This window comes from Massilia sp. (genome assembly GCF_031995545.1).
In the GTDB taxonomy this organism is placed as follows: domain Bacteria; phylum Pseudomonadota; class Gammaproteobacteria; order Burkholderiales; family Burkholderiaceae_D; genus Telluria.
Genome location: NZ_DAMAGA010000007.1, coordinates 108,166 through 131,179, shown reverse-complemented (window position 1 = coordinate 131,179; position 23,014 = coordinate 108,166). Strand labels below are relative to the sequence as shown.

The 23,014-nt window shown below is 66.7% G+C and carries 20 protein-coding genes; 7 read left to right on the top strand and 13 right to left on the bottom strand.

What is annotated here, in order from left to right; all coding sequences use genetic code 11:
• Positions 1 to 158 precede the first annotated feature (158 nt).
• From RTQ83_RS07915 to RTQ83_RS07905, 3 genes are all read left to right on the top strand, one after another.
• Positions 159 to 1,529: a S41 family peptidase gene (locus RTQ83_RS07915; RefSeq protein ID WP_312512970.1), complete on the top strand. Its 1,371-nt coding sequence runs from the start codon at positions 159 to 161 to the stop codon at positions 1,527 to 1,529.
• 261 nt (positions 1,530 to 1,790) lie between these two features.
• Entirely contained in the window at positions 1,791 to 2,549 is a 759-nt protein-coding gene (locus RTQ83_RS07910; RefSeq protein ID WP_312512968.1) for a gamma-glutamyl-gamma-aminobutyrate hydrolase family protein, read from the top strand.
• 93 nt (positions 2,550 to 2,642) lie between these two features.
• The gene (locus tag RTQ83_RS07905) at positions 2,643 to 4,013 is read left to right on the top strand and encodes a glutamine synthetase family protein (protein WP_312512966.1); all 1,371 of its coding nucleotides are present in this window, start codon (positions 2,643 to 2,645) and stop codon (positions 4,011 to 4,013) included.
• Positions 4,014 to 4,186: 173 nt separating this feature from the next.
• On the opposite strand, the gene RTQ83_RS07900 is transcribed toward RTQ83_RS07905, so the two are convergent.
• Positions 4,187 to 5,641: a sodium:solute symporter family protein gene (locus RTQ83_RS07900; protein ID WP_312512964.1), complete on the bottom strand. Its 1,455-nt coding sequence runs from the start codon at positions 5,639 to 5,641 to the stop codon at positions 4,187 to 4,189.
• Between the two features lie 230 nt (positions 5,642 to 5,871).
• Here RTQ83_RS07900 and RTQ83_RS07895 point away from each other — a divergent pair, with 230 nt between their 5' ends.
• Genes RTQ83_RS07895 through RTQ83_RS07885 form a run of 3 tightly spaced genes read left to right on the top strand, consistent with a single transcriptional unit; the run spans position 5,872 to position 8,468 of the window.
• On the top strand, positions 5,872 to 7,026 hold the full coding sequence (locus tag RTQ83_RS07895) for an MFS transporter (RefSeq protein ID WP_312512962.1): 1,155 nt from the start codon (positions 5,872 to 5,874) through the stop codon (positions 7,024 to 7,026).
• A 60-nt stretch (positions 7,027 to 7,086) separates the two neighbouring features.
• The gene (locus RTQ83_RS07890; RefSeq protein WP_312512960.1) at positions 7,087 to 7,980 is read left to right on the top strand and encodes a pirin family protein; all 894 of its coding nucleotides are present in this window, start codon (positions 7,087 to 7,089) and stop codon (positions 7,978 to 7,980) included.
• A 59-nt stretch (positions 7,981 to 8,039) separates the two neighbouring features.
• On the top strand, positions 8,040 to 8,468 hold the full coding sequence (locus tag RTQ83_RS07885) for a GNAT family N-acetyltransferase (protein ID WP_312512958.1): 429 nt from the start codon (positions 8,040 to 8,042) through the stop codon (positions 8,466 to 8,468).
• Between the two features lie 154 nt (positions 8,469 to 8,622).
• Here the strand turns inward: RTQ83_RS07885 and thpR are convergent, their stop codons facing one another.
• The 7 genes from thpR to hda all read right to left on the bottom strand — a co-directional run bounded on the left by thpR (position 8,623) and on the right by hda (position 13,688).
• Positions 8,623 to 9,150, bottom strand: a complete 528-nt coding sequence (gene thpR, locus RTQ83_RS07880; protein ID WP_312512956.1) for an RNA 2',3'-cyclic phosphodiesterase — start codon at positions 9,148 to 9,150, stop codon at positions 8,623 to 8,625.
• A 3-nt stretch (positions 9,151 to 9,153) separates the two neighbouring features.
• Positions 9,154 to 10,026, bottom strand: coding sequence for a 3-methyl-2-oxobutanoate hydroxymethyltransferase (gene panB / locus RTQ83_RS07875; RefSeq protein WP_312512954.1), 873 nt, complete (start codon positions 10,024 to 10,026; stop codon positions 9,154 to 9,156).
• Between the two features lie 88 nt (positions 10,027 to 10,114).
• A complete protein-coding gene (locus tag RTQ83_RS07870) occupies positions 10,115 to 10,462 on the bottom strand; it encodes a DMT family protein (RefSeq protein WP_312512952.1) in 348 nt (115 codons plus the stop codon).
• A gap of 2 nt (positions 10,463 to 10,464) precedes the next feature.
• A complete protein-coding gene (gene folK, locus RTQ83_RS07865) occupies positions 10,465 to 10,938 on the bottom strand; it encodes a 2-amino-4-hydroxy-6-hydroxymethyldihydropteridine diphosphokinase (protein ID WP_312512949.1) in 474 nt (157 codons plus the stop codon).
• Positions 10,935 to 12,341, bottom strand: a complete 1,407-nt coding sequence (gene pcnB / locus RTQ83_RS07860; RefSeq protein WP_312512947.1) for a polynucleotide adenylyltransferase PcnB — start codon at positions 12,339 to 12,341, stop codon at positions 10,935 to 10,937. Before pcnB ends, folK begins: the two co-directional genes overlap by 4 nt.
• Positions 12,334 to 13,008 (bottom strand): HAD family hydrolase, encoded by a 675-nt coding sequence (locus RTQ83_RS07855; RefSeq protein WP_312512945.1) that lies wholly within the window; start codon positions 13,006 to 13,008, stop codon positions 12,334 to 12,336. Before RTQ83_RS07855 ends, pcnB begins: the two co-directional genes overlap by 8 nt.
• Complete coding sequence (hda, locus tag RTQ83_RS07850) at positions 13,005 to 13,688, bottom strand: DnaA regulatory inactivator Hda (RefSeq protein WP_312512943.1); 684 nt, start codon at positions 13,686 to 13,688, stop codon at positions 13,005 to 13,007. Before hda ends, RTQ83_RS07855 begins: the two co-directional genes overlap by 4 nt.
• 156 nt (positions 13,689 to 13,844) lie before the next feature.
• Here hda and purM point away from each other — a divergent pair, with 156 nt between their 5' ends.
• Positions 13,845 to 14,888 carry a phosphoribosylformylglycinamidine cyclo-ligase gene (gene purM / locus RTQ83_RS07845; protein ID WP_312512941.1) on the top strand — a complete coding sequence of 348 codons (1,044 nt, stop codon included), beginning with the start codon at positions 13,845 to 13,847 and terminating at the stop codon, positions 14,886 to 14,888.
• 71 nt (positions 14,889 to 14,959) lie between these two features.
• Here the strand turns inward: purM and RTQ83_RS07840 are convergent, their stop codons facing one another.
• From RTQ83_RS07840 to RTQ83_RS07820, 5 genes are all read right to left on the bottom strand, one after another.
• Positions 14,960 to 16,987 (bottom strand): prolyl oligopeptidase family serine peptidase, encoded by a 2,028-nt coding sequence (locus RTQ83_RS07840; protein ID WP_312512939.1) that lies wholly within the window; start codon positions 16,985 to 16,987, stop codon positions 14,960 to 14,962.
• Entirely contained in the window at positions 16,984 to 19,026 is a 2,043-nt protein-coding gene (locus RTQ83_RS07835) for an alpha/beta fold hydrolase (protein ID WP_312512937.1), read from the bottom strand. Before RTQ83_RS07835 ends, RTQ83_RS07840 begins: the two co-directional genes overlap by 4 nt.
• Before the next feature lie 88 nt (positions 19,027 to 19,114).
• Positions 19,115 to 21,163: a sodium:solute symporter family protein gene (locus tag RTQ83_RS07830; RefSeq protein ID WP_312512935.1), complete on the bottom strand. Its 2,049-nt coding sequence runs from the start codon at positions 21,161 to 21,163 to the stop codon at positions 19,115 to 19,117.
• Entirely contained in the window at positions 21,160 to 21,483 is a 324-nt protein-coding gene (locus RTQ83_RS07825) for a DUF4212 domain-containing protein (protein ID WP_312512933.1), read from the bottom strand. The genes RTQ83_RS07830 and RTQ83_RS07825 overlap by 4 nt, the downstream gene beginning before the upstream one ends.
• On the bottom strand, positions 21,470 to 22,996 hold the full coding sequence (locus RTQ83_RS07820; protein WP_312513058.1) for a sensor histidine kinase N-terminal domain-containing protein: 1,527 nt from the start codon (positions 22,994 to 22,996) through the stop codon (positions 21,470 to 21,472). Before RTQ83_RS07820 ends, RTQ83_RS07825 begins: the two co-directional genes overlap by 14 nt.
• Between the last annotated feature and the right edge of the window lie 18 nt (positions 22,997 to 23,014).

The window sequence follows — 23,014 nt, the reverse complement described above, 5'->3', positions numbered from 1 at the left end:
CGTCCATGGTAGACCTTTTCGCGTCGGCGCGTGCGCGGTGGGCCAGGAACCCACCACGCGGCCTGTACCGAGAAAACGCCGGTCTGTCGCAGATTGCCCGGCCGTATCCGCGCGTCTGCCTAGAATGAAATCATTCCAATAAAGAGAGGAGATTTCACATGGCACACCGCTTCATCTCCCGGGCCGTACTGGCCGCCGCGCTGGCCGCAATCAGCACCGGCGCATCCGCGCAGGACGCCGGCAAGGAGCGCGAATTCGACGCCCGCCTGTTCGATTCGCCCGCCCTGGCCACGCCCTACCGCGACAACCTGAGCGAAGACGAGAAGATCGCCGGCCTCTCCAAATTCTGGTCCGAGGTGAAGTACAACTTCGTCTACGTCGACAAGCTCAAGTCGCTCGACTGGGACCGCCTGTACCTGGAATACCTGCCTAAAGTGCGCGCCACCGCCAGCACCGCCGACTACTACCGCGTGCTGGCCGAACTGTGCGCCAAGCTGCAGGACGGCCACACCAACGTCTATCCGCCGCAGCAGCTGGACGACGCCATGTCGGCGCGGCCGCTGTTCACCACCTGGCTGGTGGAAGACCGGGTGCTGCTGCGCCAGGTGTTCGATCCGGCGCTGGTGGCCAAGGGCTTCGCGCCGGGTGTGGAAATCGTGGCGGTCGATGGCGAGCCGGCGCGCGCTTATGCCGGACGCGTGCTGGCGCCGACCGTTAGCGCATCGACCCCGCAAGACCTCGACAACCGCATCTACGGCCTCGAATTCCTGATGGGTTCGCTCAAGGAGGCGCCACCGCGCCTGACCCTGCGCGACGCCGCCGGCAACACCTTCGACGCCGCGGCACCACGCGTGAGCTGGGAACGTTTCGTGGCGGCGCGCGGCCAGCCAGAACCATTCGAGTTGCGCATGCTGCCCGGGAACGTCGCCTACGTGGCCCTGAACAGCTTCCGCGACGACAGCGCGGCGGAGGCCTTCCTGGCCGCGTTCGATCGTATCCAGAATGCCTCGGCGCTGGTGATCGACCTGCGCGCCAACAGCGGCGGCAACTCGGGCGTCGGCTACCGCGTGCTGCAGACCCTAGCCGACAAGCCGTTCCAGCCCGGCAAATGGGCCACTCGCCAGTACCTGCCGACCTACCGCGCATGGCAGCGCCCGATGCCCGATTTCGAGAAGGCCGGCGAAGAGCGCCTGCCCGATCCGGCGCACCGCTTCGGCAAGCCGGTGGCGGTGCTGATCTCAGGCGCCACCTATTCGGCGGCCGAAGACTTCGCGATGGCGTTCGACGCCATGCGGCGCGGCATCCTGGTCGGCGGCGCTACCGGCGGCAGCACCGGCCAGCCGCTCAAGGTGGCGCTGCCCGGCGGCGGCATCGCGCGCATCTGCACCAAGGCCGATACCTATGCCGACGGCAGGCGCTGGGTCGGCAAGGGCATCGCGCCGAACGTGGCGGCGGCGCCGAGCGTGCTGGACGTGCGGAATGGGCGCGACACCGTGCTGGAAGCAGCGCTGGCCGGGTTAAGTAAATAATTTATGCTGTGAAATTTTATTTCACTGAAATGTACTTGAAGAGAGGAAATTTCACGGTGGCGGCCAGTCGTGTGGGCACTTCTTGCGGGTTCCGTTAAAATTTTGACATGGAATCGCATTTGTAAAAGCAGACCGGCAGGAGCGGCGCGCGCCACCGACAGTGTCCGTGCGCCGGGTTCGGTCTGGATTAACGGCCATCGCGCCGGGACCTGGCACTGTTCGCATGAGGGGTCCTGGCGCCTCATCGGAAGGACACTGCCCATGCGCCCAATCGTCATCGTTCCCGCCTGCACCCGTGATTTCGGCGAACACCCGTATCACGCCGCCCAGCACAAGTACGTCGACGCCGTCACCCTCGGCGCCGACTGCACCTCCTTGATCCTGCCGTCGTTCGGCGAGTCGCTCGACCTGGAGACGATCTTCGGGACCATCGACGGCATCATGCTGACCGGCTCGGCCTCGAACGTGCACCCAAGTTACTACTCCGAAGAGGTACTGGACCCATCGCTGCCGCAAGACCCGTGGCGCGACCAGACCACCTTGCCGCTGATCCGCGAAGCGGTGCGGCGCGGCGTGCCGATCATTGCGATCTGCCGCGGCTTCCAGGAGATGAACGTGGCGCTCGGCGGCAGCCTGCACCAGGCGGTGCAGACGGTGCAGGGCAAGTTCGACCATCGCGAGAATCCCGAGCTGGGCATGGACGAGCAATACGGCGACGCCCACAACGTCACCCTGTGCCCGGGCGGCATGCTGGAATCGATCCTGGGGGTGAAGGAAATCCCGGTCAATTCGCTGCACGGTCAAGGCGTCAACGAACTGGCGCCCGGCCTGACGGTCGAAGCACAGGCCGAAGACGGCCTGGTCGAAGCATTCACCGTATCGACCTCGCCCGGCTTCACGCTGGCGGTGCAGTGGCATCCCGAATGGCGCATCCAGCACAACCCGTATTCGATGAAGATGTTCCGCGCGTTCGGCGACGCTTGCCGCGCCTACCGCGAACAGCGCCGGAGCGGCGCATGACCTTCTTGAGAACAGGCTCTCCTGCCACACGCATCCGGCGCGCCGTCCTGTGCATCGCTCTGCGCGCCTTCGATCAACGACAGTGAGACAACTATGGCAATCCGCAACAACTTCAGTTACACCGACATGGAAGAGTGGCTCGACGCAAAGCGGGTCACCGAAATCGAATGCCTGATCCCCGACTTGACCGGGGTCGCGCGCGGCAAGATCCTGCCGCGCGTGAAGTTCACCGAAGACCGCGGCATGCGCCTGCCCGAGGTGGTGCTGGGCATGACCGTCACCGGCAACACGCCCGAGCGCGACGACGCCTACGAGCGCGCGATCTCGAGCATCGACCGCGACATGATCCTCAAGGCCGACCCGACCACCATCACCATGGTGCCGTGGGCGGTCGACCCCACCGCGCAAGTCATCCACGACTGCTACTACGCCGACGGCCGCCTGGTCGATTTCGCGCCGCGCAGCGTGCTGCGCCGGGTGCTCAAGCTGTACGCCCAGCGCGGCTGGAAGCCGCTGGTGGCGCCCGAGCTCGAGTTTTATCTGACTGCCAAGAACATCGACCCCGACCTGCCGCTGGCCGCGCCGATCGGCCGCAGCGGCCGCGCCGAGACCAGCCGCCAGGTGTACAGCATCGACGCGGTCAACGAATTCGATCCGCTGTTCGAGGACATCTACGATTACTGCGAGCTGATGAACCTGGACGTCGACACCCTGATCCACGAGATCGGCGCCGGCCAGATGGAAATCAACTTCCAGCACGGCGAGCCGCTGGGCCTGGCCGACAAGGTGTTCTACTTCAAGCGCACCCTGCGCGAAGCGGCGCTCAAGCACGACATGTACGCCACCTTCATGGCCAAGCCGATGGCCGACGAACCGGGATCGGCGATGCACGTGCACCAGAGCGTGGTCGATGCCGAGAGCGGCAAGAACATCTTCAGCAACGACGACGGTTCACCGTCGCCGCTGTTCCACCACTACATCGGCGGCCTGCAGCGCTACATGCCGTCGGCGATGGCGATCGTGGCGCCGTACGTGAATTCGTACCGCCGCATCGTGCGCCACACCGCGGCGCCGATCAACCTGCAGTGGGGCATCGACAACCGCACCGTGGGCTTTCGCGTGCCGGTGTCGGGTTCGCAGGACCGGCGCGTGGAGAACCGCGTGATCGGGGCCGATGCCAATCCGTATCTGGCGCTGGCGATCACGCTGGCCTGCGGTTATCTGGGCATGACCGAGCAGATCGATCCGTCGCCGATGGTGGAGGGCAGCGCCTACGACATGCCGGTCGAGCTGCCGCAGGGCCTATCCGAAGCGATCACGCAGCTGCGCCGCGAAGACCGCCTGCGCGATATCCTTGGCGAGCGTTTCATCGATGTGTACACGGCGGTGAAGGACCTGGAGCACCAGGAATTCATGCGGGTAATCAGCCCGTGGGAGCGTGAGCATTTGCTGCTGCACGTTTGAGGTGTGGTGAGCGATTACATTATCGGCTGCTCACCCAAACTTGGGTTCCCGCCTTCGCGGGAATGACGACTCAAAGGTAGCTGACTGCGGAGGAATTCGAAGTCCGCTGCCTTTGCATGTCATCCCCGCGCAGGCGGGGACCCAAGTCCAACCAGCCCCTGAACAGCCAGGAATCAGGCCTGGACCACCTGATGCCCCGCACCGCTATTGGCCACCACCTGCGGCGCCAGCGATCCAAGCACCATCCCGACAAACGCCGCAATCAAGCCTGCCAGCTGCCCCGGGAAGTGGTCGCCCCAGCCAGTCACGCCTTCCATGAACAGGATCCAGGTAGTCAAGCCGGCCGCAATCGACAGCACCGCCCCCTGCGTGGTCGCACGCTTCCAGTACAGCCCCATCACCAGCGGAATGAACGCCCCCACCAGCGGCACCTGATACGCCCCCGACACCAGCTCATAGATCGAGGTACCTTCCATCGCGATCGCATACGTCAGCACCAGCGCCGCGAACACCACGATGGTGATCCGCATCGCCAGCAGCTGCTGCCGGTCGCTCATGCCCGGCTTGAAGTTCTTGAGGATGTTCTCGACAAAACTGGTCGACGGCGCCAGCAGCGTCGCCGACGAGGTGCTCTTGATGGCGGACAGCAGCGCGCCGAAGAACAGGATCTGCATCACCAGCGGCATCTTGGTCATGACGAACGTCGGCAGCAGGCGCTGGTAGTCGTTCTGGGCCAGCTCCATCGCCTGGCTGCCCATCACCACCACCGCCGCCGCGACGATGAACATCGGGACAAACGCGAACAGGATGTAGCTGGCGCCGCCGATGATGGCGCCGGTGCGCGCGGTCGGCGCGTCCTTGGCCGACATCACGCGCTGGAACACATCCTGCTGCGGGATCGAGCCGAACATCATGGTCACGGCCGCGCCGATGAAGAACATGATGTCGGTGAAGCTCGGCTCTGGCCACAGGCGCCACAAATCGGCCTGCTGCGCCATCGCCAGCACGTTGTCGGCGCCGCCGGCCAGGTCGGCCGCGAAGTAGGCGATCACGCTCATGCCCACCACCAGCACGATCATCTGGATGAAGTCGGTCACCGCGACGGCCAGGAAGCCGCCCACCACCACGTAGATCAGCACCGTCAGGGTGCCGACGATCATGCCGGTGGCCGGCGCCATGGCGCCGCCGGTCAGCACCGAGAACACCAGTCCCAGCGCGGTGATCTGGGCCGCGACCCAGCCCAGGTAGCTGAAGATGATCGCCACCGAGCAGAAGATCTCGATGCCTTTGCCGTAGCGCTGGCGGTAGTAGTCGCCAATGGTCAGCAAATTCAGTTTATACAGTTTCGCCGCGAAGAACATGCCGACCAGGATCAGGCACATGCCGGCCCCGAACGGATCCTCGATCACCGCATTCAGGCCGCCCTGCACGAACTTGGCCGGGATGCCCATCACGGTCTCGGCGCCGAACCAGGTGGCGAAGGTGGTGGTGATCACCATGACCAGCGGCAGGCTGCGACCGGCGACGGCGAAGTCGCTGGTGTTCTTGATCCGCGTGCCGGCCCACATCCCGAGAGCGAGCGTACCGAGCAGGTAGAGCGCGACGAAAGTAATCAAGGTGGTGTTCATGGGGTGTGCTCCGGGGCCAGGTAATTAATGGACGGAAAGTCGCGGGCGGAAAATCCGCGATTATAAAGGCAGAACCCGGCGGTAGGATCAACTTTGCATGGATTAATCCCAAGCTGTTGTTCCCATATAAATTATCGGTATGCTTGTCTGCTTTGCATCGCTTGGGTAGAGTAGCAAACCAGTTCTGTCCGCCTAATCAAGCGCCCGTTCCCGCATCCAAGGACCTTCGCATGCAGCATGCCGCCACCGCCACTACCCGCACCGTCGACGCCGGCCGCTGGGCCATCTCCACCGTCTTCCTGCTCAACGGCGTCGGCATCGGCCTGTGGGCGGCGCACGTGCCGACGGTGCAGGCGCGCATGGGCATCACCACCGGGATGCTGAGCATGGTGCTCTTGACCATCGCCGCCGGCGCGCTGCTGGCGATGCCGCTGATGGGCGGGCTGACCGGGCGCTGGGGCACGCGGCGCATGGTGTTGATCTCGGGCTTCGCGTTCGCGCTGATGCTGGGCGTGATCATGGCCGTGCCCAGCCTGCCGCTGCTGTTCGGCGCGGCCTTCCTGTTCGGCGTGAGCAACGGGGCGCTGGACGTGGCCATGAACGCCAATGCCAGCGAGGTCGAAACCGCGCGCGGACTGCCGACCATGTCGTCGTTCCACGGCTTCTTCAGCCTGGGCGGCCTGTTCGGCGCCGGCATCGGCGGGGTGCTGATCGGGCAAGGCCTGGGGCACGGACAGGGCGCGCTGGCGATGGCCATCGCCAGTGCCGTGATGCTGATCCTGGTGGCGCCGCGCGTGATGGCGTTCGCACCCCATGCCGACGGCGCCAGCCACTTCGCGCTGCCGCGCGGGGCGGCGATCAGCCTAGGCCTGCTGGCGCTGCTGTGCTTCGCGATCGAAGGGGCGCTGGTCGACTGGAGCGCGCTGTTGATGCGCGAACGCACCGGCGCCTCGGAAGCGTCGGCGGCGCTGGGTTTTTCAGCGTTCTCTATCGCGATGGCGGCCTGCCGCTTCGCCGGCGACCGCATGATCGTGCGCTTCGGCGCGGTGCGCGTGATGGCGATCGGCGGCCTGGCCATGTTCGCCGGCCTGGCGCTGGCGGTGACCAGCACCCACTTCGCCTTGTCGGCGTGCGGTTTCGCGCTGATCGGACTGGGCGCGGCGAACGTGGTACCGCTCCTGATCGGCGCCGGCGGGCGCATTCCGGGCATGAGCCCCGGCGCCGGGGTGGCGGCGGTGGCCACGCTGGGCTATGGCGGCCTGCTGCTGGCGCCGCCGGTACTGGGCTGGGTGGCGATGCATTCCAGCGTGACGATGGCGCTCGGGATGCTGTCGCTGGCGGGCCTGGTGATTGCGCTCAATGCGCGGATTTTGACGCGCAAGTGAAGGTAGCGAAACCACGTAACATAGTGCGCATGACTGTCCGACAACCTGAAGGAGAACACCATGATTGACATGATCATCGAACAGCGCCGCCGCAAACTCGGCGGCGGCTTCGAAGTCGGCCGCGTGCTGCCGTTTGCCAAACGGCGCATGGTCGGCCCCTTCATCTTCTTCGACCACATCGGGCCGGTCGACCTGCCGGCCGGGATCGAGCGCAGCGTCGACGTGCGTCCGCATCCGCATATCGGCCTGTCGACCGTGACCTATCTGTTCTCGGGCGAGATCATGCACCGCGACAGCCTGGGTTATGAACAGCCGATCCGACCGCAGGAAGTCAACTGGATGACGGCCGGCCGCGGCATCACGCACAGCGAGCGCTTCGAGCACGCGCGCGCGCACGGTGACCGCCTGCACGGCATCCAGGCCTGGGTCGCGCTACCCGATGGAAAAGAAGAAATCGATCCCGCCTTCTCGCACCACGCCGGCGCCGACCTGCCGCAATGGACTGACGCGGGCGTGGCCGGACAGCTGATCGCCGGCAGCGCCTACGGCCTCACGGCCGGCGCCGCGACCCATTCGCCGCTGTTCTACGCCCACCTCGACATGGCGCCCGGATCGACTGCCGAGATTCCGAACGATTATGCCGAGCGCGCGCTGTACATCGCCACCGGCGCAGTCGAGATCGATGGCATGCGCCACGAGAGCGGCCGCATGCTGGTGCTGGGCGCGGCCGCATCGCGCGTGCGGGCGCTGGAACGGGCGACGGTGATGGTGCTGGGCGGCGAGCCGGTCGGCGAGCGTTACCTGTACTGGAATTTCGTCTCGTCGTCCAAGGACCGGCTGGGGCAGGCGGCAGCCGACTGGAAGGCCGGGCGCATGAAGCTGCCCGATGCCGACGATGCCGAATTCATTCCGCTGCCGGATGAACCGGCGCCGCCGGCGCCGGCGATGTCGTGAGTCCTGGTTCATCCGGAAAGTCGTCGAAAACTGATGAACAGATAGCAAAGCGAGAGCGGATGGCAATGATCGAGGTGGATGTTGTCGACGCCTGCGGCCTGGCTGAAATTCGGGCGTTCTATGAGACCGTAGGATATGGTGGCGGTGTATCCCCAGCTGACGTAGCGCTTGCCGCCCGGTTCAATGGTCGACTACTGGGAGTTGTGCGCCTCTGCAAGGAAAGAGGTGTGCTCGTACTTCGATGTATGCAGGTGGACCCTGACGCCCAAAGGAAAGGCGTGGGCCGCGCCTTGCTCGGCCATTGTCTGCCTTATCTCGACACAGGCATGGCGTACTGCCTGCCATACGATCATCTTGTAAAGTTCTACGGTCAGATCGGGTTCGAAGTAACGTCACCGGAATCGATCCCTGCATTTCTTGCGGATCGTTTGGCTGGATATGTGTCGTCGAATCTTCCGACGATCGCAATGCGACGTATGCCCTGGTGACGCCGGTTGTCGGAACTGGAGATCGCGGTAGGTGTGCGGGTTTAAAGCGGTAGGGTTGGCGGCTGCGCCGCCGACGCGTTCAACCGGCGGTAATCGGCCCGTGCGCGAACAGCATCTGGTAACGATCACCGCGTCGGCGGCGCAGCCGCCAACGCTACCGGTATTCGTGCAGGACAGTATAGCTGCCGCCGTCGCCGGTCCTGGATTCGACCAGTGCGTAGCCGGCGACGTCCCATGCGATTGCGGGGGCAGTTTCTGGAAAGGTGGCGCCGGCGGCGCGGCGCGCCATCGTCACGTGCGGACGGTAGGTGCGCGCTTCCGGCTGCAGGCCGAGTGCGAGTAGCGCATCGCGCAAGCGCGCATGCAGGGCCAGCAATTCAGGCGGTTCGGATAGTGGCTCGAGCACCGCGATCCCTTGCGGCCACAGGACTGGCTTGCCGAGATGGAGCCGGAATGGCTCGAACGGCACGCTGAAGCCATCGAGCAGCTCGGGCAGGCGTGCCGTCGGCACGCTGCCCAGGAAATGCAGGGTCACATGCAGCTTGTCGGCATGCACCGGCCCGGCGCCGCGCGGCCACTGCCACAGGTCGCGCGCTTCGCGCAGCTGGTGACGCACGCCTGGTTCCGGCCACAGGGCCAGGAAGAGACGTGACAGCGGCGACGTCTCCGGCTGCGCGCTCATGGCTTAGAAGCAGTGCTCCGGCGCCGGGAAGCTGCCGTCCTTTACCGCCGCCACGTAGGAGGAAACAGCGGCGTCGATGCTGGTCTGGCCGTCCATGAAGTTCTTCACGAAGCGCGCCTTGCGGCCCGGGAACACGCCCAGCAGGTCGTGCATCACCAGCACCTGGCCCGAGCAATCGGGGCCGGCGCCGATGCCGATGGTCGGCACGTCGAGGATGTCGGTGACTTCCTTGCCCAGCGCCGCCGGCACCGCTTCCAGCAGCACCACCGCGGCGCCGGCAGCCTGCAGCGCCAGCGCGTCGTTCTTCAGGCGGTCGGCGCCTTCGCCGGTCTTGCCCTGCACCTTGAAGCCGCCCAGCTGGTGCACGAACTGCGGGGTCAGGCCGATGTGGGCGCACACGGGGATGCCGCGTTCGACCAGCAGGCGCACGGTGTCGGCCAGCCAGGCGCCGCCCTCGATCTTGACCATCTGGGCGCCGGCGCGCATCAGCTGCACCGCGCTGTCGTAGGCCTGCTGCGGGTTGCCGTAACTGCCGAACGGCATGTCGGCCAGCACCAGCGCGTTTTTATTACCGCGCGCGACGGCGGCGGTGTGGTAGACCATGTCGGCCACGGTCACCGGCAGGGTCGAGTCGAAACCCGAGCAGACCATGCCCAGCGAATCGCCGATCAGGAGGATCTCGACGCCGCAGCGGTCCATCAGCGAGGCGAAGCTGGCGTCGTAGCAGGTCAGCATCGCGATCTTGTTGCCGGCCGCGCGCATGGCGAGCAGCGAAGGCACGGTCACGGCCTTGGGGACCGGCTTGGCCGCCGGTGCGGGGGAGGGTGCGGCGGCGGGAGCGCCGGCCATGTCGTTACCCTGCAAATATCCGCTCATACAATGAATCCTTTGGAAAAACAGAACGTTCAGACCGCGTAGTGTAATGCGGCGCCCGCGAACCTGCAGGCGCCCGGCCAAACACGGTCTAGGAACGGAAGATGAAGTACACCGCGCCGACCAGGCACAGCGCGGCCCACACGTAATCGAGCTTGAACGGCTCGTTCATGTAGAACATCGCGAACGGCACGAACACGCTGAGCGTGATCGCCTCCTGCATGATCTTGAGTTGCGCCAGCGAGAACTGGGTGTGGCCGATGCGGTTGGCCGGCACCTGCAGCAGGTACTCGAACAGCGCGATGCCCCAGCTGATCAGGGCCGCGACATACCAGGCGCGGTTCTGCAAGCCCTTCAGGTGGCCGTACCAGGCGAAGGTCATGAAGATGTTGGACATGACCAGCAAGCCCGCGGTCTGGGCCCAGACAGGTAGATTCATGCTCAATCGATCCTGTAGATGGATTGATCCGCGACCTGCGGCCCGAAGTCGCGCGCCAGGCCGAGGCCGGGGATGACGGCATCGGGCGCGATCTCGTACAGCGGCACCAGCACGAAGGCGCGTTCGTGCATGCGCGGGTGCGGCACGCTCAAGGTCGGGGTATCGATCACTTCGTCGCCATACAGCAGCAGGTCGAGGTCGAGCGTGCGCGGCGCGTTGCGGTAGGGCCGCTCGCGGCCGTGGGCCTGTTCGATCTCCTGCAGCGCCCCCAGGAGCGCGTGCGCGTCAAGGCTGGTCTCGAGGCAGGCCACGGCGTTGATGTAATGGTCACCGCTGGAGTCGATCGGCGCCGTGCGATACAGGCCGGACGTGTGCAGCAGCGCGCCGCCGGGCAAGGCCGCCAGCCGTGCCAGCGCATCGAGCACGTTGGCGCGGGCGTCGCCCAGATTGGCGCCGACGCCGACGTAGGCGATCATTCGTCGCCGGCGGCGGCTGGGGCGGGCGCGCCGCCTTCACCACCTTCGCCAGTGTTCTTGCGCGGACCACGGCGCGGCCGGCGCTTCTTGGGCGCGCCGCCACTGGCGCCGCCTTCGCGCTCGCGCGTGTTCGCCACCGCCACCAGGCGTTCGCGTTCGCCGCCTTCGGCCGCGTAGAACTCGGTCCACCATTCGCCGATTTCGGCCGGCAGTTCGCCGGAGGCGCAGCGCAGCAGCAGGAAGTCGTAGCCGGCGCGGAAGCGCGGATGCTCCAGCAGCTTGTACGGCGCGCGGCCGGCACGGCGCTCGAAGCGCGGCTGCATGGCCCAGATGTCGCGCATGTCGGTGGCGATACGGCGCTGCAGCGCCAGGTTTTCGGTCTGGGTTTCCAGCACGGCGTCGGCCGCCAGGTGCAGGGCCGGGATCGGCGACTCGCCCGCCGCGCGATAGGCGGTCCACTTTTCCAGCACCTGGTGCCACAGGAGCGAGGCGAACAGGAAGCCCGGCGAGACGCCCTTGCCGGCTTTCACCCGGTTGTCGGTCGACTCCAGCGCCAGGGTCACGAACTTCATGCCGATCGGCTGCTCCAGCACCACGTCCAGCAGTGGCAGCAGGCCGTGGTGCAGGCCGGCCGAACGCAGCTCCTTCAGGCAGGCCAGCGCGTGGCCCGACAGCAGGAGTTTCAGCATCTCGTCGAACACGCGCGCCGCCGGCACGTTGTCGATCAAGGGGGCCATGACCGGAATCGGTGCGCGCGTGGTCGGTTCGATGGTGAAGCCCAGCTTCGCGGCGAAGCGCACCACGCGCAGCATGCGCACCGGGTCTTCGCGGTAGCGCGCTTCCGGCATGCCGATGATGCGCAGCAGCTTGGCGCGGATGTCTTCCATGCCGCCGTGGTAATCGAGCACCGATTGCGTGGCCGGATCGTAGTACATGGCGTTGATGGTGAAGTCGCGCCGCGCGGCGTCTTCGTGCTGCGGACCGAAGTTGTTGTCGCGCAGGACGCGGCCATGCTCGTCCTTCGGCGCGTTGTCGCTGCCGTTGCCGCGGAAGGTGGTCACCTCCAGCAGGTCCTGGCCGAACATCACGTGCACGATCTGGAAACGGCGGCCGATGATGAAGGCGCGCCGGAACAGTTTTTTCACCTGCTCGGGCGTGGCATCGGTGGCGATGTCGAAGTCTTTCGGCTTCACGCCCAGCAGCAGGTCGCGCACGGCGCCGCCGACCACGAAGGCCTTGAAGCCGGCTTCCTGCAGCGTCTGCGTGACGCGGATCGCGTTCGACGACACGTTTTTCGGATCGATGCCGTGTTCCTCGGGGCCGAGGATGGTCGGCTCGCTTGGGTCGGTCGCGTCTTGCTGGTCTTTCACACCCAGGATCTTGCGGATGAATTTTTTAATCATTGAATAAACGGATGGTTGGCCAGCCCTGCAGCGCCGCATGGCTTGCGAGCGCTTTGCTCGGATTGGTGGCGACCGGGTGGGACACGATCGAAAGCAGCGGAATGTCGTTGTGCGAATCGCTGTAGAAGTGGCTGCGCGCGAAGCTCTCGAACGGCTGTCCGAGACGTTCGAGCCAGGCGTGCATGTGCACGATCTTGCCCGGACCGGAGGTCGGCGTACCAGCCAGGCGCCCGGTCAGGTTGCCGTCGGCGTCGAACTCCGGCATCGCCGCGATGTGGTGCTCGACGCCGAAGGCGGCCGCGATCGGGGCGGTGATGTAGTGGTTGGTGGCGGTGATGATCGCCACCAGGTCGCCGGCTTCCTGGTGCTCGCGCACCAGCTTCAGGGCTTGCGGCTGGATCGCGGGCTCGATCACTTCGCGCATGTATTGCGCGTGGAGCGCTTCGAGCCGCGCGCGCGGAAAACCCGCCAGGGTGCCGAGCGCGAACTCGAGGTACTCGACCGGGTCGAGCACGCCGGCGTTGTACTGGGCGAAGAAGGCGTCGTTGCGGGAGCGGTAGGCGTCCCCGTCGACCGCCCCGACGCGCGCCAGGAATTCGCCCCATTCATGGTCCGAATCGATCGGCAGCAGCGTGTGGTCGAGGTCAAACAGGGCAAGGTTTTTCATTCTTTGGGTTCGAGCGGCAGGTTCTCTTGCAGCAGCAGGTCGCGCAGCAAAGGCAGCGTGACCGGGCGCTGGGTTTCGAGCGAATACTGGTCCAGCGCGTCCAGCATGGTCGACAGGGAACGCATGTCGCGTTTGAAATGAGACAACAAATAGGGTAACACGCTCGCCGACAGCGTCAAACCGCGCGCCTCGGCGGCGTGCGTCAGGGCAGCGATCTTTTCGTCGTCCGACAGGCCCTTGATCTGGTACACCAGGCCCCAGCCCATGCGCGTGCGCAGGTCTTCGCGCACCTGCAGCAGCGCCGGTGGCACCGGGCCGGTGCAGACCATGTAGGCGCCGTGCTCGCGGATCTGGTTGAACAGGGCGAAGGCGTCGATCTGGCGCTGTTTGCTCAGCAGGTGGCAGTCGTCGAGCAGGTACAGGGTGATTGCGGGCGTGTGCACGAAGTCGGCCTTGGGCGCGTCGAAGGCGATGTAGCGCGAGGCCGGGCTGGCGGCCAGCGCCTGCAGCAGGTGGGTCTTGCCGGCGCCGGTGTCGCCCCACAAGTAGGCGAAATGCTCGCGCGACGCGCGTTCGGCGAACAGGTGCATCAGGTGCGCCAGTTCGGCATTCTCGCCCACCTGGAAGGTGTCGAGGCTCTGCGCCGGCTCGGCGCCTAAATCGAGCACCAGCTGTTTCATGGCGTCACTCGGATCATGCCGAACGTGCGGAAAATTGGCATGCAGTTAGTTGTTATATTCGTTAAACGGGTTAAGTGGGGAACCGTTTTGCTAAAATAGTGGATTGACCAGTTTCGCCGGTCGCCTCCTATTTTACCGCCTCCGCTGCCAAATACCATGAACCAACCATCTAATGTTTCTCTCTCCTACCGCGATGCAGGTGTCGATATCGATGCCGGCGACGCTCTGGTCGAAGCAATCAAGCCAATGGCCAAGCGCACCATGCGCGAAGGCGTGCTGGGCGGCATCGGCGGCTTCGGCGGTCTGTTCGAGATCAGCAAGAAGTTCAAGGAACCGGTCCTGGTATCGGGCACCGATGGCGTCGGCACCAAGCTGAAACTGGCGTTCGAGCTGAACCGCCATGACACGGTCGGCATCGACCTGGTGGCGATGAGCGTCAACGACATCCTGGTGCAGGGCGCCGAGCCGCTGTTCTTCCTCGATTACTTTGCTTGCGGCAAGCTGGACGTGGCCACCGCCACCGCCGTGGTCTCGGGCATCGCCAAGGGTTGCGAAGAATCGGGCTGCGCGCTGCTGGGCGGCGAAACCGCCGAAATGCCGGGCATGTACCCGGACGGCGAATACGACCTGGCCGGCTTCGCGGTCGGCGCGGTCGAGAAGTCGCAGATCATCGACGGCAGCAAGATCGTTCCTGGCGACGTGGTGCTGGGCCTGGCGTCGTCGGGCATCCACTCGAACGGCTACTCGCTGGTGCGCAAGATCATTAGCGTCGCCAATCCCGACCTGGAAGCCGACTTCCACGGCCGCAAGCTGGCCGACGTGCTGATGGCGCCGACCCGCCTGTACGTCAAGCCGCTGCTGGCGCTGATGCAGTCGATGGAAGTGAAGGGCCTGGTGCACATCACCGGCGGCGGCCTGGTCGAAAACATCCCGCGCGTGCTGGCCGACAATCTGACCGCGGTGCTGGACGGTTCCTCGTGGACCATGCCGCCGCTGTTCCAGTGGCTGCAGCAGCACGGCGGCGTGGCCGATGCCGAGATGCACCGCGTGTTCAACTGCGGTATCGGCATGACCGTGATCGTGTCGAAAGAGAATGCGGATGCGGCGTTCGCCCAGCTGCAGGCGGCGGGCGAGACCGTGTATCGCATCGGCGAGATCCGTGCCCGTGCCGAAGGCCAGGCGCAGACCGTGGTCGAATAAACCGGCGATGGCTGGATGAACAACGGGCGCCGAGGGCGCCCGTTGTTGTTTGCCTCAGCGTGCGGTTTGCCTCAGCGTGCGGCATCCCTGCCGATGTGCCGGTCCAGAAACTTCTCCACCCGACCCCAGAAATCGATCCGGTTCTGCGGCAGCGACCAGCCATGTCCTTCGCGCGGATACTCGACCCACTCCACCTGCCTGTTGGTGCGCATGACCGCGTCGCGCAGGCGCGTGCCGTGCACGATCGGCACCCGCAGGTCGGCTCCGCCATAGGCCAGCAGCAGCGGCTGGGTGATGCGCGCCGCCTGATCGATCGGTGAGGTGGCCTTCAGCTGCGCCGCGTCCTTGAGCGGGTCGCCCACCAGGGTCGGCATGCCATATTTCTTCCACGCCGCACCGAGATCGGATTCGAAGCTCCAGTGCCCGCTGTAGAGCAGGTTGATGTCGGACACGCCCACCCAGTTGACGCCGCAGCGGTACAGGTCGGGATCGCGCACCAGCCCCATCAGCGTGGCATAGCCGCCGTAGCTGGCGCCCATGATGCAGATGCGCTTGGGGTCGGAATGGCCCTGGGCGATGGCCCAGCGCGCGCCGTCGGCGATGTCGTCCTGCATTGCCAGGCCCCACTGCTTCCAGCCGGCCTCGAAGTGGGCGCGGCCGAAGCCGGTGCTGCCCCTGAAGGCCGGCTCCAGCACCGCATAGCCGCGCGACGCGAGGAACTGCGATTCGGCATCCCAGCCCCAGCTGCTGCCGCGCACGTAGGGGCCGCCATGCACCAGCACCACCAGCGGCAAGCCCTTGCCGCCGCCCGCGGGCAGCGTCAGCAACCCCGGGATTTCGCGGCCGTCACGCGCCTTGTACTTTACCGGCTGCTGGCGACCCATGCGCGCCGGATCGATGGCGGGATGGGCACCGCCGGCCCGGCTCAGGGCGCCGCTGGCGACGTGGTACACCAGCCAGGTCGAGGGCTGGCGGTCGGAGTAGGCGCGCACCAGCACCCACGGCGCGTCGCTGCGGCCGGCCACCGACAACAGGTTGTTGGTACCCGGCAGCAGGGCGTCGATTTTCTTTTGCAGAGCCGCCATGTCCTTGTCAAACCAGACGCTGCTGTAAGCGTCGGTCAGCAGTGTGAAGCCGAGCAGCTTGCTGCGATGGCCGACCGGCACGCCGTCGAAGTCGTAGCCGTCGGTGACGATCAGCGGCTGCGGATTGACCTTGCCGCTGGCGAAGTCGAAGGTGTGCAGGGCGGTGGTGTCGCGGCCGTCGTTCTTGCCGACATACAGCACGCCGTCGCTGCCGAAGCCGAGCGGCTCGAACGCCTGCGGCCCGCCGGTGTAGGAATCGAAGCTGGCGACGACGCGCCATTGGCCATTGGCGGGATCGCGGTAATGCACCCTGGTGACGCCGTCCTGCGCCGCCAGCGCCAGGCGCGGTTCGCCGGCATCGTCGAGCAGCCAGCGGTAGACCGGGCCGGGCCGCGCTACCTTGCGCGTCTGGCCGGTGCGCGTGTTCAGGTGCAGCAGGTCGACCGCCTGCAGCGTGCCGGCGCTGCCGATGTCCGGCAGTTCCACGTAAGCCCAATCCGAATCCTGGGCGCCGCGCTGGCCCAGCAGGCCGGCATACCAGGGCAGCAGGCGCTGGCTCTGCAGGCGGCTGCCGATGACCGGGGCGCCGCTGTTGCCGTTCTGCGCCGCCAGCTGGCGCAGGTCGGCGCCGTCGCGGTCCACCGCATACAGGCCGCCGGCCAGGTAGGCGCCGTCCGGGCCGACCTGCTTGTCGCTGACCGAAAACAGCAGGCGCCCGGCGCTGACCCATTCGAAGGCCAGCACGTCGACGTTGGAATAGCCGGCCACGATCTTCAGCGCCTTGCTCTGCAGGTCCAGCACCGCCAGCACGTCGCGCCGCCCGGGCGCGCCCGAAATCGCGGCCAGGAAGCGGCCGTCGGGCGATAGCGCGGCACGCGCGAATTGCGGATTGGCGAAGAATTGTTCGATCGGCGCGCGGGCAGAAGCGGTGTCGGCGGCGCTTGCGATAGCGGGTACCGCGCCGGCCGACAGCACGGCGGCGATGGTGCACAGCGCATGGCGCAAGCGGTTCATGGCGCTGTCTTTGCGGCGTCCTTGCCGATATGCCGGTCCAGGAATTTCTCGACCCGCCTCCAGAAATCGACCCGGTTCTTCGGCAGCGACCAGCCGTGCGCTTCTTCCTCGTACTCGATCCACTCGACCTGGCGGTTGGTGCGCCCCACCGCGTCGCGCAGTTTGGTGCCGTGGTACAGCGGCACCCGGCGGTCGGCACCGCCGTAGGCCATCAGGAGCGGACGCTTGATGCGGGCCGCCTGTTCGATTGGCGACGTCGCCTTGAGCTGGGCCGCGTCCTTGACCTGGTCGCCGATCAGGAGCGGCATGCCGTATTTCTTCCACTCCTTGCCCAGGTCGGACGCCAGGCGCCAGGAGCCGGTGTACATCAGGTTGATGTCGCTGACGCCGAGCCAGTTGACGCCGCACTGGTACAGGTCGTGGTCGCGCACCAGGCCCATCAGGGTGGCGTAGCCGCCGTAGCTGGCGCCGGCGATGCAGATGCGTTTCGGGTCGGCGATGCCCTGGGCGATGGCCCAGCGCGCGCCGTCGGCGATGTCGTCCTGCATCGCCAGTCCCCACTGCTTCCAGCCGGCGCGGAAGTGGGTCTCGCCGAAGCCGGTGGTGCCGCGGTAGGAGGGCTCCAGCACCGCATAGCCGCGCGAGGCCAGGAACTGCGAATCGGAATCCCAGCCCCAGGTGCTGCCGCGCACGTACGGTCCGCCGTGCACCAGTACCACCAGCGGCAGGTTCTTGCCGCCGCCGGGAGGCACGGTCAGCAGCGCCGGGATGGCGCGCCCGTCGCGCGCCGCATACTTGACGTCATCCTGGCGCCCCATGCGCGCCGGATCGATGTCGGGATAGGTGTCGCCGATCCGGGTCAGCTTGCCGCTGTCGGTGTCGAACAGGATGTAGCTGAGCGGCTCGCGGTCGGAATAGGCGTGCACCAGCACCCATGGCGTATCGGCTTTGGAGGCCACCGACAGCAGGTTGACGGTGCCGGGCAGCAGCGCGTCGATCCTGGCTTGCAGCGCTTTCATGCCGGGATCGAACCAGACGCTGTCGTAGGCATCGGTCAGCACCCGCACGCCGAGCAGCTTGCCGTTGCGGCTGACCAGGGCGCCTTCGAAGTCGTAGCCGTCGGCGGTGACCACCGGCTGCGGCCGGACTTTGCCGGTGGCGAAGTCGAAGATGTACAGCGAGGCCGTGTCCTTGCCGTTGTACTTGCTGACGTACAGGGCGCCGTCGTCGCCGAAGCCGAGCGGCGAAAATGCCTTGTCGTCGCCGGCATACGAATCGAAGGTGGCGATCACGCGCCACTGCGAACTGGCCGGGTCGCGGTAGTGGACCGTCGTCTTGCCGTCTTCCGACGCCAGCGCCAGGCGCGGCTGGCCGGCATTGTCGAGCATCCAGCTCTCGACGATGCCGTTCGGGCGCGGCACCAGGCGGTTGGCGCCGGTGCGCGTGTTCAGGTGCAGCAGGTCGACGTGGCGCACTTCGCCGCGGCTGTCAAAATCGAGGCTGCGCACGTAGATCCAGTCCGAATCCTGAGCCCCGCGCTGGCCGAGCATGAAGGTATGCCAGGGCAGCCGGCGCGAGGCCGTGGAATTGTTGAGCGAGGTCTCGATGATCTCTTCGCGCCGCGCTACCAGCTGGCGCAGGTTGGCGCCGTCGCGGTCGACGCCGTACAGGCCGCCGGCCACGTTGGTGTGGCCCGGGCCGAGCCGCTTGTCGATGACGTCGAACACCAGGCGCTCGTCGTTGACCCACTGGAAGTCGTCCACGTCGACCCGCTCGTAGCCGATCAGCTTGGTCGCCTTGGTCTGCAGGTCGATCACGGCCAGCATGTCGCGCCGCTCGGGCGCGCCCGAGATCGCCGCCAGGAAGCGGCCGTTGGGCGACAGCACGGCGCCGCTCAGCTGCGGATCGGCGAAGAAGGCCTCGATCGGCGGCAGCGCCGCAGTCGCGGCGCCGGCCGCCGCCGATGGTGGCGCAGCGGCCACCAGGGCCAGCAGCAGGAACGACAAGGCGGCGCAGCACCGGAACAGCAAGGACATCATGGTATTTCCCATCGTATCGAGGGGAAAGAGCATAGCAGCCGTATTGACGCCGGATACTCTCCAATATTCACCTGGGCTGTTCAAGCTTTCATTCGGGCGCGCGGATGTAATCGACCATGGCGTCGCCCGTGCGCGGCGGCGGCGCGCTCAAGAGGCTGACCACGACCACCGTCAGCAGCCCGGCCGGCACCCCGAACACCCCGGCCGCCATCGGCAGGATGCCGAACCAGGTGTCCGCCGCGCTGCCGCCCAGGCCGGGACTGGCGCGCAGCATGTAGAACAGGCACACGGCAAAGCCCACCACCATGCCGGCGAGCGCGCCCTGGTGGTTGGCGCGCTTCCAGAACACGCCCAGCACCAGCACCGGGAACAAGGTCGAACCGGCCAGCGAGAACGCCGCTGCCACCAGAGACAGGATGTCGGCCGGCTTCTGCGACGCCGCATAGGCCGCGATGAAGGCCACTGCCAGCAACAGCAGCTTTGAGATCGTCACCCGCTTCTGCGTGGACGCATTGGGCTGCACGATCTTGTAGTACACGTCGTGCGACAGCGCGTTGGAGATCGCCAGCAGCAGGCCGTCGGCAGTGGACAGCGCCGCCGCCAGGCCGCCGGCCGCCACCAGCCCCGAGATCACGTAGGGCAGGCCGCCGATCTCGGGCGCGGCCAGCACCAGCACGTCGGCATCGATCGCGAACTCGGCCAGCTGCACGATGCCGTCGCCGTTGATGTCGGCCACGCTCACCAGAGGATTGGCCTTGTCGACGTTAGCCCAGTACGAGATCCAGGTCGGCAGCGAGGTGAAGTCGCTGCCGATCAGCGAGGTGTACAGGTCGTACTTGACCAGCACCGCCAGCGCCGGAATCGTCAGGTACACCAGCAGGATGAAGAACAGGGTCCAGAACACCGACACCCGCGTCTCGTGCACCGAGGGCGTGGTGTAGGCGCGCATCAGGATGTGGGGCAGGGCGGCGGTGCCGAACATCAGGCAGAACACCACCGCCAGAAAGTTGTTGCGGCGCGCGTCCGAGGCTTCCTGCGTGGGACCGGGGAAGGGCGTCGCGTGCGGCTCGGGCGGCCGGGCACGCGCCAGGTTGGCATCGCGCCGCTCGAGCCACAGCGTGCGTGCGTCATCCACCGAATTCGGATAGGTGGCCAGTGCGCGCTCGGCCTGGCGTACCTCGGTGAGCGAGGCGTTGCGCGCGCGCGCCGCCGCCAGTTGGCGCTGGGCCTCGATCTTGCCGGCTTCCCACGATTCGGGCAGGGCATCCACGCGCGCCGCGTATTCTGCGGCGCGGCGGCGGAACTCGGCGCGCACCTGTTCTTCGCGCGGATCCCTGGCCAGCTGCGCTTCGCGCTCGGTCAGCTTCGGCAGCAGCGAACCGTAGGCCACCTGCGGGATCGGATTGTCGGCGTGCTTGGCCGACAGCCACATGGTCGGGATCAGGAACGCCACCAGCAGAATGATGTACTGCGCCACCTGGGTCCAGGTGATGGCGCGCATCCCGCCCAGGAACGAGCACACCAGGATGCTGGCCAGGCCGAGGAAGATCCCGACCGAGAAGTCGACGCCGGTGAAGCGCGAGGCGATCAGGCCGACCGCGTAGATCTGCGCCACCACGTAGGTGAACGAGACCAGGATGGTGGCGCCGACCGCCATGCCGCGCACCAGCGCGCCGCGTCCTCCCGCGCCGCCACCGTAGCGCGCCGCCAGGAAGTCGGGGATGGTGTACTGCGCAAATTTGCGCAGATAGGGTGCGATCAGCAGCGCCACCAGCACGAAGCCGCCGGTCCAGCCCATGATGAAGGCCAGGCTGTCGAAGCCCTGCAGGTACAGGCCGCCCGCCAGGCTGATGAAGCTGGCGGCCGAGATCCAGTCGGCCGCGGTGGCCATGCCGTTGAACAGGGCCGGTACCCGGCGTCCGGCGACATAGTATTCGGTGACGTTCGAGGTGCGGCAGATGACGCCGATGGTGGCGTACAGCGCGATGGTGGCGAACATGAACAGGTGGCCGATCCACAGGCGCGGCATGCCCTCCTGCTCCAGGATCGCCAGCGCCAGCAGGAACAGGGCGAAGCAGCCGGTGTACCAGAGGTAGTAGCGCGACAGTTTGCCGAAGTAGCTCGTTTTCGTGCTCATGGATGCTGCCGCTCCTGCCCGTATGCGCTCTCATACTCGCGTTCCAGCCGGCGCATGCGCCAGGCGTAGACGCCGATGATGGCCAGCGACACCAGCGACGCGCCCTGCGCCGCCATGTAGAACGACAGCGGCCAGCCGAACAGCTCGAAGCGCGACAGCTCGCGCGCGAAGAACACGGTACCGAAGCCGGTGACCAGCCACAGCGCCAGCAGGGTCAGCGTCATGCGCCGGGTGCGCTGCCAGTGCGCGGCGCGCGCGGCCAGCAGCCGTTGGCGCTCGTCGAGCGAGGGCGGTGCGGAAGAACGGTCAGTCGGCGTCATCGGAATCACGGACAGGAGGCGGGAAGGTCAGCCGGAACAAGGTGCCCGGAAAGCGCCGCGAAGGGCTGCGCGGATTGTTGAAGATGTCGATCTCGGCGCCATGCTGGTGCGCGATCTCGCGCACGATCGCCAGCCCCAGGCCGCTGCCCTGGGTATTGCTGCCCAGGATGCGGTAGAAGCGCTCGAACACGCGCTCGCGTTCGGGCGCGGCGATGCCGGGGCCGGTGTCTTCGATTTCCAGCAGGGCGTGCTCGCCGTCGCGCCGCACGCGCACCGTGACGCTGCCTTCGCTCGGGGTGTAGCGCAGCGCATTGTCGATCAGGTTCGACAGCATCTCGCGCAGCATCAGCGGCTGGCCGGCGATCAGGATCGGCGCCTCGATCGGTTCCGGCGGCTCGAAGCCGAGGTCGATGCGGCTGGCGAACGAGGCCTGCACCCAGTCCTGCACCGTCTCGCGCGCCAGCCGCGGCAAGTCGATCGCGTCGAACGCCAGCCCGGCCTGCGGCTGGTTCTCGGCGCGCGCCAGCGCCAGCAGCTGGTTCACCAGGCGCGTGGCCGACTCCGAACTCTTGGCCAACTGCTCGAGCGAGCGGTGGATTTCGAGCGGATCGACCTGGCGCAGCGCCAGTTCGGACTGCATGCGCATGCCGGCCAGCGGGGTCTTCATCTGGTGCGCGGCGTCGGCGATGAAGCGCTTCTGCATCTCCACCGTTTCGCCCAGGCGTTCGAGCATGTCGTTGAAGGAGCCGACCAGCGGCGAGATCTCTTCCGGCACCTGGCGCGGGTCGATCGGCGACAGGTCGTCCTGCGGCCGGGCGCGGATGCGCTGCTGCAGCTCGGCCAGCGGCGACAGCCCGCGCGACAAGGCAAACCAGACCAGGCCCAGGATCACCGGCAGGATGATGAACTGGGGCAGGATCACGCCCTTGATGATTTCGTTGGCGAGGTGGGCGCGCTTGTCGAGCGTTTCCGCCACCTGCACCAGCGCCAGCGGCGGCGCTTCGGGCGGGTTGAGGTTGCGCTCGTGCAGCGGGTCGAGGTTGACGTAGGTGTAGGCGACCCGGATCGGCACGCCGTGGATGCTGTCGTTGCGGAACTCGACCGCGCCGCTGCGGGCGCGCTCGTCGCCGCCATCCATCATCTTCGGGCGCGGCAGGTCGCGGTCGCCGTCCAGGATGGCGCCGTCGGGGCCGGCCAGCAGAAAGTAGACGCTGTCGACGTCGTCGGCGCGCAGGATGTCGCGCGCGGCCGGCGCCAGCTGGCCGGCGGCGCGGCCGTCCACCGAGCGGATCTGCTGGCCCAGCACCGTGACCCGGTCTTCCAGCGCATCGTCGAAGGGCTGGTTGGCGATCGACTTGGCCACCAGGTAAGTGATGGCGATGCTCATCGGCCACAGCAGCAACAGCGGGGCCAGCATCCAGTCGAGGATTTCACCGAACAGCGAGTGGCGGATGTTTTCGTCCGGCTCGGGGTTGGGCGGGACGTACAGAGGCGTTGACGCGCCGCCATCCATGGCGCCAGCGGCTGGCAC

What these genes read in the sequence shown, in the direction of transcription:
- RTQ83_RS07870 (WP_312512952.1), bottom strand. Translation starts at nt 10,462, where the DNA reads ATGAATCTACCTGTCTGGGCCCAGACCGCGGGCTTGCTGGTCATGTCC.
- thpR (WP_312512956.1), bottom strand. Translation starts at nt 9,150, where the DNA reads ATGAGCGCGCAGCCGGAGACGTCGCCGCTGTCACGTCTCTTCCTGGCC.
- RTQ83_RS07855 (WP_312512945.1), bottom strand. Translation starts at nt 13,008, where the DNA reads ATGAAAAACCTTGCCCTGTTTGACCTCGACCACACGCTGCTGCCGATC.
- RTQ83_RS07830 (WP_312512935.1), bottom strand. Translation starts at nt 21,163, where the DNA reads ATGAGCACGAAAACGAGCTACTTCGGCAAACTGTCGCGCTACTACCTC.
- RTQ83_RS07825 (WP_312512933.1), bottom strand. Translation starts at nt 21,483, where the DNA reads ATGACGCCGACTGACCGTTCTTCCGCACCGCCCTCGCTCGACGAGCGC.
- RTQ83_RS07835 (WP_312512937.1), bottom strand. Translation starts at nt 19,026, where the DNA reads ATGATGTCCTTGCTGTTCCGGTGCTGCGCCGCCTTGTCGTTCCTGCTG.
- RTQ83_RS07905 (WP_312512966.1), top strand. Translation starts at nt 2,643, where the DNA reads ATGGCAATCCGCAACAACTTCAGTTACACCGACATGGAAGAGTGGCTC.
- pcnB (WP_312512947.1), bottom strand. Translation starts at nt 12,341, where the DNA reads ATGATTAAAAAATTCATCCGCAAGATCCTGGGTGTGAAAGACCAGCAA.
- RTQ83_RS07840 (WP_312512939.1), bottom strand. Translation starts at nt 16,987, where the DNA reads ATGAACCGCTTGCGCCATGCGCTGTGCACCATCGCCGCCGTGCTGTCG.
- RTQ83_RS07820 (WP_312513058.1), bottom strand. Translation starts at nt 22,996, where the DNA reads ATGGATGGCGGCGCGTCAACGCCTCTGTACGTCCCGCCCAACCCCGAG.
- RTQ83_RS07915 (WP_312512970.1), top strand. Translation starts at nt 159, where the DNA reads ATGGCACACCGCTTCATCTCCCGGGCCGTACTGGCCGCCGCGCTGGCC.
- RTQ83_RS07885 (WP_312512958.1), top strand. Translation starts at nt 8,040, where the DNA reads ATGGCAATGATCGAGGTGGATGTTGTCGACGCCTGCGGCCTGGCTGAA.
- hda (WP_312512943.1), bottom strand. Translation starts at nt 13,688, where the DNA reads ATGAAACAGCTGGTGCTCGATTTAGGCGCCGAGCCGGCGCAGAGCCTC.
- RTQ83_RS07900 (WP_312512964.1), bottom strand. Translation starts at nt 5,641, where the DNA reads ATGAACACCACCTTGATTACTTTCGTCGCGCTCTACCTGCTCGGTACG.
- RTQ83_RS07890 (WP_312512960.1), top strand. Translation starts at nt 7,087, where the DNA reads ATGATTGACATGATCATCGAACAGCGCCGCCGCAAACTCGGCGGCGGC.
- RTQ83_RS07895 (WP_312512962.1), top strand. Translation starts at nt 5,872, where the DNA reads ATGCAGCATGCCGCCACCGCCACTACCCGCACCGTCGACGCCGGCCGC.
- RTQ83_RS07910 (WP_312512968.1), top strand. Translation starts at nt 1,791, where the DNA reads ATGCGCCCAATCGTCATCGTTCCCGCCTGCACCCGTGATTTCGGCGAA.
- folK (WP_312512949.1), bottom strand. Translation starts at nt 10,938, where the DNA reads ATGATCGCCTACGTCGGCGTCGGCGCCAATCTGGGCGACGCCCGCGCC.
- purM (WP_312512941.1), top strand. Translation starts at nt 13,845, where the DNA reads ATGAACCAACCATCTAATGTTTCTCTCTCCTACCGCGATGCAGGTGTC.
- panB (WP_312512954.1), bottom strand. Translation starts at nt 10,026, where the DNA reads ATGAGCGGATATTTGCAGGGTAACGACATGGCCGGCGCTCCCGCCGCC.